Annotated in this window: 10 protein-coding genes; 1 reads left to right on the plus strand and 9 read right to left on the minus strand. The window is 69.7% G+C overall.

What is annotated here, in order from left to right:
- The first annotated feature begins 64 nt into the window (after positions 1-64).
- Entirely contained in the window at positions 65-1,288 is a 1,224-nt protein-coding gene (locus AB4Z01_RS17975) for an integrase core domain-containing protein (protein WP_441695913.1), read from the plus strand.
- 292 nt (positions 1,289-1,580) lie between these two features.
- On the opposite strand, the gene AB4Z01_RS17980 is transcribed toward AB4Z01_RS17975, so the two are convergent.
- The 9 genes from AB4Z01_RS17980 to AB4Z01_RS18020 all read right to left on the minus strand — a co-directional run bounded on the left by AB4Z01_RS17980 (position 1,581) and on the right by AB4Z01_RS18020 (position 12,101).
- Positions 1,581-3,020 (minus strand): aldehyde dehydrogenase family protein, encoded by a 1,440-nt coding sequence (locus AB4Z01_RS17980; RefSeq protein WP_441695914.1) that lies wholly within the window; start codon positions 3,018-3,020, stop codon positions 1,581-1,583.
- Between the two features lie 75 nt (positions 3,021-3,095).
- Positions 3,096-4,469, minus strand: coding sequence for a DNA recombination protein RmuC (gene rmuC / locus AB4Z01_RS17985; protein ID WP_441695915.1), 1,374 nt, complete (start codon positions 4,467-4,469; stop codon positions 3,096-3,098).
- Positions 4,470-4,512: 43 nt separating this feature from the next.
- A complete protein-coding gene (gene eno / locus AB4Z01_RS17990; protein WP_441695916.1) occupies positions 4,513-5,787 on the minus strand; it encodes a phosphopyruvate hydratase in 1,275 nt (424 codons plus the stop codon).
- Positions 5,784-6,782 (minus strand): phosphotransferase family protein, encoded by a 999-nt coding sequence (locus AB4Z01_RS17995; RefSeq protein WP_441695917.1) that lies wholly within the window; start codon positions 6,780-6,782, stop codon positions 5,784-5,786. The genes eno and AB4Z01_RS17995 overlap by 4 nt, the downstream gene beginning before the upstream one ends.
- 4 nt (positions 6,783-6,786) lie before the next feature.
- Complete coding sequence (locus tag AB4Z01_RS18000) at positions 6,787-7,515, minus strand: SDR family NAD(P)-dependent oxidoreductase (RefSeq protein WP_441695918.1); 729 nt, start codon at positions 7,513-7,515, stop codon at positions 6,787-6,789.
- Positions 7,516-7,689: 174 nt separating this feature from the next.
- Entirely contained in the window at positions 7,690-8,691 is a 1,002-nt protein-coding gene (araD1, locus tag AB4Z01_RS18005; RefSeq protein WP_441695919.1) for an AraD1 family protein, read from the minus strand.
- Positions 8,692-8,698: 7 nt separating this feature from the next.
- Complete coding sequence (locus AB4Z01_RS18010; RefSeq protein ID WP_441695920.1) at positions 8,699-9,475, minus strand: SDR family NAD(P)-dependent oxidoreductase; 777 nt, start codon at positions 9,473-9,475, stop codon at positions 8,699-8,701.
- A gap of 55 nt (positions 9,476-9,530) precedes the next feature.
- Positions 9,531-11,282, minus strand: coding sequence for an IlvD/Edd family dehydratase (locus AB4Z01_RS18015; RefSeq protein ID WP_441695921.1), 1,752 nt, complete (start codon positions 11,280-11,282; stop codon positions 9,531-9,533).
- Between the two features lie 30 nt (positions 11,283-11,312).
- Positions 11,313-12,101, minus strand: coding sequence for a FadR/GntR family transcriptional regulator (locus AB4Z01_RS18020; protein ID WP_441695922.1), 789 nt, complete (start codon positions 12,099-12,101; stop codon positions 11,313-11,315).
- Positions 12,102-12,297: the final 196 nt, after the last annotated feature.

A 12,297-nucleotide genomic window follows, 5' to 3' on the forward strand; every position in this document is an offset into this window, starting at 1 on the left:
GTGGACAGAATGGACCGGGAAGATCGTTGACAGGTTTCCTGGACGGCAAAGGAGGGCTTTGCCGATGCCATTCCAGGAGATCAGTGCGGTGGAGGAGGCGGTTCGCTTCGTGACAGCCTATCTGGCGGGCGAGGAGACGATGTCGGAGCTGTGCCGAGGGTTCGGGATCAGCCGTCAGTGGGGCTACGAGCTGGTGCGGCGGTACCAGGCGGAGGGTTGGTCCGGGCTGGAGCCGCGGTCACGAGCGCCGCATCATCCGGGCCAGACGATGGCGGCGGAGTTGGCCGCTGCGATCGTGGCGCTGCGGGAGGCGCATCCGCGCTGGGGTCCGAAGAAGCTGAAGGCGCTGCTGGAGCGGCGAGAGCCGGAGACGGCCTGGCCGGCGGCCTCGTCGATCGGCGATCTGTTGCGCCGAGAGGGGCTGGTGCGGTCGCGCCGGCGGCGGCGCACGCCGTTGCCGCTGACCCAGCCGTTTGCGCCGGTGACCGGGCCGAACGATCTGTGGGGCATCGACTTCAAGGGCTGGTTCCGGACTGGCGACGGGGTGCGCTGCGACCCGCTGACCCTGAGCGATGCCGACAGCCGCTTCCTGCTGGTCTGCCAGTCGGTGGAGCCGACCATCGAGGGGGTCGATCCGGTGACCGATGCCGCCTTCCACGAATACGGCCTGCCGCTCGGCCTGCGGTCGGACAACGGCCCGCCCTTTGCCGGCAACGGCGCCGGCGGGCTGACCCGACTGGCGGTCAAGTGGATCAAGCTCGGCATCCGCCTGGAGCGGATCGACCCCGGCGCGCCCGAGCAGAACGGCCGTCATGAGCGGATGCACGGTACGCTCAAAGCCGACACCGCCAAGCCGCCGGCGGCAACTCCCGCCGCCCAGCAGGCGAACTTCGACCGCTTCCGGCTGGAGTACAACCACCTGCGGCCGCACGAGGCGCTCGGCCAGGAGACCCCGGCCAGCCACTACCACAAAAGCCCGCGGGGCTATCCCGCCCGGATCGAGGAGCCCGCCTATGATGCCGAGCATGCAGTCCGGCGGGTTCGTTCCAACGGCGAGATCAAGTGGGGCGGCACCCTGATCTTCGTCAGCGAGGCCTTGGTCGGCGAGCCGGTCGGCGTCGCCGAGACCGAGACCGGCGACTGGATCGTCCGCTTCGCCGACCTTCCGATCGGCCTCATCGGCCGTGGCACTCACAAGCTGCGCCCCATCGCGCCGGCCCGGCCGGGCCGGCGCGATCAGCGCTCTCAACGGCACCGGAAATCTGTCAACGATGTATCCGGTCCATAGTGTCAACGATCTCTCCGGTTGCACAGCGCTTGCGCCTCCGGGTGAGGGGGTTTGTCGAGGCCGGGACCCGCCCTCACCCGGTCTCTCTCCGCGAGCCCGGCCTCTCCCGTAAACGGGAGAGGCAAAGCGTTCTTCAATCGATGTCGTAAGAGACCGTTTGGAAATGCGCTGGTGTGAGTCGGCTGGTGGTGGTTTCGAGAACCGGCGCGCAGCGGACGTTATAGTCCGTGAGCACCGGAAGCGCAGAAACCGCCGCCAGACGGCCGCACCAGTAGCATTTACAAGCGGTCTCTCAGCCCGGGAACGTATAGGCGGTCTTCACCACGGTGTAGAACTCCGCGGCGTAGCGGCCCTGCTCGCGCGGGCCGTAGCTGGAGCCCTTCCGGCCGCCGAACGGCACGTGGTAGTCCACGCCCGCGGTCGGCAGGTTCACCATCACCATGCCGGCCTGGCTGGCCCGCTTGAAGTGGCTGGCATATTTGAGGCTCGAGGTGGCGATGCCGGCGGACAGGCCGAACTCGGTGTCGTTCGCCGTGGCCAGCGCCTGCTCGTAATCCTTGACCCGGATCACCGAGGCGACCGGCCCGAAGATCTCCTCGCGGTTGATCCGCATGTCGCTGGTGGTCTCGGTGAACAGCGCCGGGGACAGGTAGAAGCCCTCGGTCTCGCGGTTCAGCCGCTCGCCGCCGAAGGCCAGCTTGGCGCCTTCCTTGACGCCGATGTCGATGTAGGACAGGTCCTGGTCCAGCTGGCTCTGGTCCACCACCGGGCCCATCTCGGTGCCCTGCTTCAGCGCGTTGTCGACCTTCAGCGCCTTCAGCTTCTCGGTCATCGCCGCGACGAAGCGGTCATGGATGCCCTCGGTGACGATCAGGCGGGACGAGGCGGTGCAGCGCTGGCCGGTGGAGAAGAAGGCGCTGTTGGTGGCGGCCCCGACGGCGGTGTTCAGGTCCGCGTCGTCGAGGATGACCATCGGGTTCTTGCCGCCCATCTCGAGCTGCACCTTCTTGCCCAACTCGGCGCAGCGCAGGGCGATGCTGCGGCCGGTGCCGACCGAGCCGGTGAAGGTGATGGCGTCGATATCCTTGCTGGCGACGAAGGCCTCGCCGACCACCGAGCCGCGGCCCATCACCAGGTTGAACACGCCGGCCGGGACGCCCGAATCGACGATGATCTGGGACAGGGCCCAGGCGCTGCCCGGCACCAGGTCGGCCGGCTTGAACACGACGCAGTTGCCGTAGGCCAGGGCCGGCGCGATCTTCCATGCCGGGATCGCGATCGGGAAGTTCCAGGGCGTGATCAGGCCGATGACGCCGATCGGCTCACGCGTGATCTCGACATCGATGCCGGGGCGGACCGAGGCCAGCTTCTCGCCCTGGATGCGCAGCACCTCGCCGGCGAAGAACTTGAAGATCTGGCCGGCGCGGGCCGCCTCGCCGATGCCCTCGGGCAGGGTCTTGCCCTCCTCGCGCGACAGCAGCCGGCCCAGCTCCTCCTTCTTCGCCAGGATGGTGTTGCCGATCTTATCGAGCAGGTCGTGCCGCTCCTGCAGCGTGGTCATCGACCATTTCGGGAAGGCGGCGCGGGCAGCGGCGATCGCCTGCTCCGCCTGGGCGCGGTCGGCGCGGCTGTACTCGCCGACCACGTCCGACAGGTCCGACGGGTTCACGTTCTTCGCCGCATCCGGGCCTTCGACCCATGAGCCGGCGATGTAGTTGGCGTGGACGCTCATCTGGTTTCCTCTTCTCGACCTATTGTCGGATGAATGATGACGGAATAGGGCCCGCGGCCTTCCGATGCAACAGGGCTATGGCGTGTCTTCTTCCGCCGGACCATCGGAGAGGACAGTCGGCATTTCGGCCTCCGGCGCATCGAGTTCAAGGATCGGCGCCGCCTTGTCCATCGGCAGCTCCTCCACCTCGCGCAGCTTGCGGTGGATGGCGCGGCTGCGGATGCCGATCTGGTGGATCACGTTCTGGCCCTCCTGCAGCTTCTTCTCGACCTTGGTCATCAGCTCGCCATAGGTGCGGAACTCGGTCTTCACCGCGCCCAGCACCTGCCAGATCTCGGCCGATTTCTCCCGGATCGCCAGGGTGCGGAAGCCCATGCGCAGGCTGGACAGGAAGGCGCCCAGCGTGGTCGGGCCCAGGATGGTGACCCGGTGCTGCTCGCGGATCGATTCGCGCAGGCCGGGGCGGCGCAGGATCTCGGCGAACAGCCCCTCGGTCGGCACGAACAGCACGGCGAAATCGGTCGTAGTCGGCGGGCAGATGTACTTCGTGGCGATCTTCTTCGCCTCGTCCCGGATCCGCCGCTCCAGCTGCCGGCCGGCGGCCTCGACCGCCAGGGCGTCGCCGGCCTCGGCCGCCAGGATCAGCCGTTCATAATCCTCCTGCGGGAACTTGCTGTCGACCGGCAGCAGCACGCCCTCGGGCAGGCGGATGGCGAACTCCACCGTCTCGGCGCTGTCCGGCCGCGGCCGGGCGTTGCGCACCAGCTGGTCCTCGGTCAGCACCTGCGCCAGCAGGGCGTCCAACTGCTCCTCGCCGAAGGTGCCGCGGGTCTTCACCCCGGACAGCATCTTCTTCAGGTCGCCGACGCCGCCGGCCAGCACCTGCATCTCGCCCAGGCCCTGATGCACCCGCTCCAGCCGTTCGCTGACGGTCTGGAACTGGGTCTGCAGCCGCGCCTCCAAGGTCGCCTGCAGCTTCTCGTCGACCGTGGCGCGCATCTGCTCCAGCTTCGCCTCGTTCTCCTTGCGCAGCGACTGCAGGTTCAAATCCATGGTCTCGCGCAGCCGGTTCTGGCTCTGGGCCATCGATTCGGACAGCGTTTGAAGGCGGGTGGCGACGGTGTCGAGCCGGGTCTGCTGGGTCTCGCCGATCGCCTTCATGGCGCCGACCAGGGTCTCGCCGGTGTGGCGCAGCGATGACGCGATCTCCTGCCGCTGCCGGCTGTCCCGCGCCTCGGCCGAGGCCTCGCTGCGCCGCTCCGCCGTCTGCAGTTCCTGCTCCACCCGCGCCAGGTCGGCGCGCAGCCCATCGATCGCGCCGCTCAAGGGCGCGAGATCCAGCTTCGGCCGGCGGAACAGGGCCACGAGCAAGGTCAGCAGCACCACCGCCAGGATGGCCAGGCCGAGGATGCGGAGATCGATCTGGGCGAGCAGCGAGGCGACGCTCATGGACTCATCCGGTTGCGGGACGGGCACAACACTCCGGAAGGGGTCACCCGCGCAAGACGCTTCGGCCGGCGAAGATGGCGCGGTCGCCCAACGCCTCCTCGATCCTCAGGGCCGCGTTCCATTTCGCCATCCGCTCCGACCGGGCGAAGGACCCGACCTTCAACTGGCCGACGCCCCAGCCGACCGCGAGGTCGACGATGGTGGTGTCCTCGCTCTCACCCGACCGGGCGGAGACGATGCCGCCCAGGCCGGCCGCCCGTGCCGCGTCCCACGCCGCCTTGGTCTCGGTCAGCGTGCCGCGCTGGTTCGGCTTGATCAGCACGGTGGTGCAGGCCTTGGCAATCGCGGCGTCGCGCACCCGCGCCGCATCGGTGACCAGGAAGTCGTCGCCGACCACCTGCACCCGGTCGCCGATCGCGGCGGTGATGGCGCGGAAGCCGGCGGCGTCGTCCTCCGCCACCGGGTCCTCGACCGACACGATCGGCCAGCGCCGGGTCCAGCCGGTGACCAGCTCGACCATCCCGCCGGTGTCGAGATCCTGCCCTTCGAAGCGGTAGCGGCCATCGCGGCCGAACTCCGAGGCCGCGATATCCAGCGCGATCGCCACCTCCTCTCCGGGCCGGCGGCCAGCGCGCTCGATGGCGCGGACCAGCATGTCCAGCGCTTCGGCCGCGTCGGCGAAGTCGGGCCAGAAGCCGCCCTCGTCGGCGACGCCATACAGCTTGCCGGCGTCGGCCATCAGCGACCCGGCGGCGCGGTAGACCTCGGCGGTCCAGTCCAGCGCCTCGGCGAAGCTGCCGGCGCCGGGGCAGACGACCATGAAGTCCTGCACGTCCAGCCGTCGCCCGGCATGGGCGCCGCCGCCGAAGATCTGGATCTCGGGCAGGGGCAGCAGGGTGGCGCCGTCGCCGCCGAGATGGCGCCACAGCGGCAGGCCGGCGGCGGCAGCGGCGGCGTAGGCTGCGGCCATCGATACGGCGATGGTGGCGTTGCCGCCCAGCCGGGCCTTGTCGGGCGTGTCGTCGACGTCGATCAGCACCCGGTCCAGCCCGGCCTGGTCGGCGGCGTCGAACCCCGCCAGCGCGCGGGCGATCTCGCCATTGACCGCGGCGACCGCACCCTGCACGTCATGGCCGCCGAAGGCGGCGCCGCCGTCGCGCTTATCTCGCGCCTCGCCGGAGCCGGTGGAGGCGCCGGCCGGGGCGATGGCGCGGCCCCAGGCGCCGCCCTCCAGCCGGATCTCGGCCTCGACCGTCGGCCGCCCGCGACTGTCCCAGACGCGCCGGCCGTGGATCCCGGCGATGGTGGTGCGGGTCATGCGCTCAGTTCCTTGGTCCAGGCGGTCCGAATCTCGGCCAATCGTGCCGGCGGGTCCAGCAGCAGCGTCCGGGCCACGCGGCGTACGCGGTCCTTCTGGGCCGCGTCGGTCAGGTACTCGGCCGGCGATTTGCCATCGACCCGGGCCAGAAACAGGCCAGGCAGCAGCCGGGCGGCGCGGGATTCGAAGGCGGCGGCCGGCTCCCAGTCCACCCCGGCAAGATAGGCGCTGGCCAGGGCATCGAAGCAGGCCAGGAACTCCGGCGCCGAGTCCGGCCGCCAAAGCCCCTTCAGCAGCAGGTGGTTCAGGCAGAAGGCCAGGTCGAAGGCCGGGTCGCCCCACCAGGCGCATTCGGCGTCCAGGAACACCGGCCCCTGCGGCCCGGCCAGGATGTTCTTCGGGCTGACATCGCCATGCACCAGCGCCCGCTTGGTGGTCCGCGTGGTCTCGACCAGGGCGTGCAGCGCCGCGGCGCAGTCCGGATGCGCCGCCGCGGTCGCCACCAGATAGGGTTCGAGGCGGATGTCATAGAAGATGGTGTCGGTCGGAAACTCGGCCGCCACGGCTGGATCCGCCGCCGTCGCGGCATGGATGGCAACCAAGCGCCGCCCGACCTCGGCGGCGAAGGTCGGATCGGCCCGGCCGTCCCGCAGTTCGGCCTTCCACACCGGATGGTCCTCCGGCGCCAAATAGGCCATGGCCAGCGCCCCGGCCGCCTCGTCCTGGCCGAGCAGCTTCGGTACCGCCGCCGGCACGATGCCGGCCGCGACCCGCATCCAGCGCGCCTCGTACAGGTTGCGCGCCACCGGCGCCCGCCAGTCCGCGGCCACCCGCAGCTTGGCCAGGGCCCGCTTGACGCAGATCGGGCCCGCGGCCAAGTCGACCCGGAAGATGTCGGAGGAGACGCCGCCGGTCAGCGCCGTGAAGCGCGGCGTCTCGTCCGGTCCGGCCAACCCCATCCGGCGCAGCGCCGCCAAGAGGTCGGCGTCGGTCATCGGCTCAATAGGTCGCGCGGCCGCCCGACAGGTCGAAGACGGAGCCGGTGGTGAAGCTGTTCTCGGCCGAGCACAGCCAGGCCACCATCGACGCCGCCTCCTCGACCTTCAGGAACCGGGCGCGGGGGATGCGCGACAGCATGTAGTCGATGTGCTCCTGGCTGATCTGCTCCAGGATCCGGGTCTTGGCGGTGGCCGGGGTGATGCAGTTGACCGCGATGTCGTGGCCCGCCAGCTCCTTGCCCAGCGACTTGGTCAGGGCGATGACGCCCGACTTGGCGGCGGAATAGGCGCTGGCATTGGGGTTGCCCTCCTTGCCGGCGATCGACGAGACGTTGACGATGCGGCCATAGTTGCGGGCGATCATGCCCGGCACCACCGCCCGGCAGCAGTAGTAGACGGCGTTCAGGTCCAGTTCGATCACCTGGCGCCAGGTGTCGATCGGGTAATCCCAGGTCTTCACCGACGGCCCGGCGATGCCGGCATTGTTGATCAGGATGTCGATCCGGCCCTGGGCCTCGACCGCCGCCGCGACCGCCGCGGCATCGGTGACGTCGATGGCCACGCCAGTAGCGCCGATCGCCTTGGCCGTCGCCTCGACCAGCGTCTGGTCGCGGTCCCACAGCACCACCTGGGCGCCCGAGGCGATGAAGCGCTCGGCGACCGCCCGGCCGATGCCCTGCGCCCCGCCGGTGACCACGGCCAGCTTGCCGTCGAGATCGATCCTGTTCATCCGCGTTTCCTCGTCGTCCGGCCCGCATTGGGGCGGGGTTTGTCTGTTCCCTCCATTGTCATCCTCGGGCTTGACCCGAGGATCCAGGGGCGGCCGGAGCGGCTCTTCGTGGCCCTGGATGCCCGGGTCAAGCCCGGGCATGACAGAAGAGGGAAGCGTTCCTGCGGCCCGATCCTACAGCGCCCGGACCGTCACCGTCTCCTCCGCCGCGCGCGCCAGCGGGTTGCGCAAGGGTCGGCCGAAAGCCTTGGCCTCGATCTCGAAGCGGTCGCCCGGCTCCGGCTTGATGCCGTCGGTGACGCTCAGCGTCGCCGTGCCGAAGAAGTGCAGATGCACGTCGCCCGGCCGGCGGAACAGCGCGTATTTGAAGTGGTGGTGCTCGAGATTGGCGATCCAGTGGCTCATATTGGCCTCGCCGCTCAGGAACGGCTTCTCCCAGATCGTCTTCCCGTCGCGGGTGATGCGGCTGGTGCCGCGCACATCCTCCGGCAGCGGCCCGACCAGCAGCTCCGGCCCGACCGAGCATTGGCGCAGCTTGGAATGCGCCAGCAGCAGATAGTTCTGCCGCTCGGTGATGTGGTCGGAGAACTCGTTGCCGATGGCGAAGCCGACGCGCCACGGCGTGCCGTCCGGCCCGATCAGGTAGCAGCCGGTGATCTCCGGCTCCTCGCCGCCGTCCAGCGCGAAGGACGGCATCGTCAAGGGCTGCTCGCCGGCGACGACGATCGAGCCGTCGCCCTTGTAGAACCACTCCGGCTGCACGCCCGCTTTGGCGCCCGTCTCGCCCCCGGCCGGCTTGCCGCCGGTCAGGCCGTCGCGGAACATCTTCATGCTGTCGGTCAGCTTCTCGGCCTCGCCGAGATTCTTGTGCATCTGGTCGCGGGCGTCGGCGCTGCCGAGATGGGTCAGGCCGGTGCCGGTGACGATGCAATGCGCCGGATCGGGATGGTCCAGCGGCGCCAGCAGCCGGCCCTCGGCGATCACCGCATCGTAGGAGTCGGTGCCGGCGCCGTCATCGGCCGCGGCCAGCTCGGCGATGGTCTTGCGCGACGCGATCGCCGCCTGGGCCAGGTCGTAGGTGGTGTCGAAGGCGGACAGCAGCTTCAGCGTGTCGCCGCCCGAGACGATGCCGACGCGCCGGTCGCCGGCCTTGGTGCGCAGTTGGATCAGGTTCATTTCCGCCTCACAGTCCCGACGCCCAGCCGGCGTCCACAACGAAAGTCTGGCCGGTGCACATGGCGCTGTCGTCCGCCGCCAGCCACAGGGTCATCTGCGCCAGATGCACGGGCAGCACCTGGTCGGGGATGCACTGCCCCTTGCGGCGCTCCTCATCCGCCTCCGGCGTCAGCCACAGGTCCTTCTGGCGCTGGGTGATGACCCAGCCCGGCATCACGGTGTTGACCCGGATGTGCTGCGGGCCCCAGTCGCGGGCCAGGCCGCGGGTCAGCCCCTCGACCCCGGCCTTGGCCGAAGTGTAGGCCGGCATGCCGCCCTGGCGCAGCCGCCAGGAGACCGAGCCGAAATTGATGATCGAGCCGCCGCCGGCGTCGCGCATCCCGGGCTGCACCGCCTGGGCGGCGAAGAACTGGTGGCGCAGGTTCACTGCCATGCGCTCGTCCCAATAGTCGGGCTCGACCGTCTCGGGCGCGTGGCGCTGGTCGTGCGCCGCGTTGTTGATCAGGATCCGGATCGGCCCGATCGCCTTCTGCGCCTCGGCCACCGCGGCGCGCAGGTCGGCGATGTCGCGCAGGTCGCAATGCCGGAACTGCGGCACCGCCAGCCCCTCGGCCTTCAGCCGGTCGACCAGCGCGGTCGAGGCCGCGTCATTGATGTCGACGAAGAACACCCGCGCCTGCTGGCGGCAGAGATGCTCGACGATGCTTTCGCCGATGCCGCTGCCGCCGCCGGTCACGAAGACCGGCTTGTCGCGCAGTGACGGATAGATCGCGTATTCGGTCATGATGTCTGCCTGGAGAGAAAGGGCCCGCTCCGGCCGGGACGGGCCCGGATCGTGTTCAGTGGCTGTCGCGCGGCACGGCATGGCCGCGGCTGCCGACCAGGAAGTCCAGGTCGGCGCCCTTGTCGGCCTGCATGACGTGCCGGACATACAGCTCCTGGTACCCGCCCTTCATCGTCGGCTCCGGCGGCGACCAGCGCTTGCGCCGTTCCGCCAGCTCCGCCTCGGCCACGTCGAGATGTAGCCGCCGGCCGGCGACGTCCAGCTCGATCATGTCGCCGTCCTGCACCAGGGCCAGCGGGCCGCCGGCCGCCGCCTCCGGTGCCGTGTGCAGCACTACCGTGCCGTAGGCGGTGCCGCTCATCCGGGCGTCGGAGATGCGGACCATGTCGCGCACGCCCTTCTTCAGCACCTTCTGCGGCAGCGCCATGTTGCCGACCTCGGCCATGCCCGGATAGCCCTTCGGGCCGCAGTTCTTCAGCACCATGATGCAGGTCTCGTCAATGTCGAGATCCGGGTCGTCGACGCGGGCCTTGTAGTGCTCGATGCTCTCGAACACCACGGCGCGGCCGCGGTGCTGCATCAGCTCCGGCGTGGCGGCGGAGGGCTTCAGCACGGCGCCGTCCGGCGCCAGGTTGCCCTTCAGCACCACGATGCCGCCCTGCTTCACCAGCGCGTTGTCCCAGGGGCGGATCACCTCCGGGTTCCAGTTGGCGGCGGCCTTGACGTTCTCCCACATCGACTTGCCGGTGACGGTCGGGGCGTCCTTGAACAGCATGCCGTTCTCGCCCAGCGCCCGGGTCACCGCCGGGATGCCGCCGGCGTAGTAGAGATCCTCCATCAGGAAGCGGCCGGACGGCATCAGGTCGACCAGGGTCGGCACGTCGCGGCCGAACTCGTCCCAGTCCTTCAGGGTGAAGTCGATTCCGACTCGGCCGGCCAGGGCCAGCAGGTGGATCACGGCGTTGGTCGACCCGCCGATGGCGCCGTTGACGCGCACCGCGTTCAGGAAGTTCTCGCGGGTCAGGATCTTCGAGATGCGCAGATCCTCATGCACCATCTCGACGATGCGCCGGCCGGTCATGTGGGCGATGACGTAGCGGCGGGCATCGACCGCCGGGATCGCGGCGCAGCCGGTCAGGCTGGTGCCCAGCGCCTCGGCCATCGAGTTCATGGTGCTGGCCGTGCCCATGGTCATGCAGTGCCCAGCGGAGCGCGACTGCGCCGCCTCGGCCTCCATGAACTGCTGCAGGCTCATCACCCCGGCCTTGACGTCGGCGTCGAACTGCCAGACCGCGGTGCCGGAGCCGATGGTGCGGTCCTGGTAGCGGCCGTTCAGCATCGGGCCACCGGAGACGACGATCGCCGGCACGTCGCAGCTGGCGGCGCCCATCAGCAGCGACGGCGTGGTCTTGTCGCAGCCGGTCATCAGCACGACGCCGTCGATCGGGTTGGCGCGGATCGCCTCCTCGACATCCATCGCCGCCAGGTTGCGGTACAGCATCGCCGTCGGCCGCAGGTTGGTCTCGCCGGTCGAGAACACCGGGAACTCCACCGGGAAGCCGCCCATTTCCCAGACGCCGCGCTTCACATGCTCCGCCAGCTTGCGGAAATGGGCGTTGCAGGGGGTCAGCTCGGAGAAGGTGTTGCAGATGCCGATCACCGGCCGGCCGTCGAAGACATGGTCCGGCAGGCCCTGGTTGCGCATCCAGCTGCGGTGCAGGAAGCCGTCCTTGTCATGGGTGCCGAACCAATGGGAGGAGCGGTAACGCTTCTTGTTGTTGTTGCTGCTGCCGGCGTCGTCAGCCATTGCGAGGAATCCTTGTTGGCTAGGCTGTGTTCAGGATTTCGGTTTGATCTGCGGAAGGGCGCGGCGCATGTCCTGCGCCGCGTCCTCCAGCAGGATCCGCATCGACTGGCGTGCCGTCTCCGGCTCACGCGCCAGGATGGCGTCCCGCACCGCGCGGTGGAGCGGCAGCGATACCTGCAGCGCCCCGGGCGCGTTGTTGGTGATGCGGAAGCTCGACGCCATCGCGGTCTCGATCAGGGCACCCAGCGGCTGCAGGAACTCGTTGTTCGAGGCTGCGAGGATCGACTGATGGAAGCGCAGGTCGGGCTCGACCGAGGCGTCGCCGTCCGGCGCCGCCTCCATATCGGCGAAGGCGCCGCTGATCGCCTTGCGCTGGTCCTCATCCGCGCGCTCCGCCGCCATCGCGGCCGCTGCCGGCTCGATGATCTGGCGGATCTCGAACAGGTCCTTGGCCAGCTGCTCCATCGGCTGGGTCGCGAACTGCCAGGCCAGCAGGTCCGGGTCCAGCATGTTCCATTCGCCGCGCGGCCGCACCCGCGTGCCGGTCTTAGGGCGGGATTCGACCAGCCCCTTGGCGGCGAGCACCTTGATCGCCTCGCGCAGCGCGGTGCGGCTGACCGAGAACTGGGTCGACAGGTCGGATTCGTTCGGCAGCACCGTGCCGGGCTGGATGTCGCCGCGGACGATGCGGGTGCCGATGTCGTAGGCGATCTGGCCGTGCAGCGAGCGGCGCGAGAAGGTCTTGCTGCCGCCCTGCGGCTGGTCGGCGATGCTGTCCGCCGGGCGCCGGCCGCGGCGCAGCACCGGGGTCCCGGCCATCGTCGCATCCGGATGGGCCGATGCAGCGGCCAGCGCGATCGGTCTTTCGCCGATGGGTCTCTCCGGGCCGGACATCTGCTCCCCTTTCCTGCTGCCGGTCAGACGCGGTCGAAGCCGTTCGGGCGCCGCAGCGTCCCGGCTCCACCGTATCCTGTCGGTCCGACGATCATATTCCGGTCGATACGCAGGTCGGGGC

This window comes from Inquilinus sp. YAF38 (assembly GCF_052113205.1).
Lineage (GTDB): Bacteria > Pseudomonadota > Alphaproteobacteria > DSM-16000 > Inquilinaceae > Inquilinus.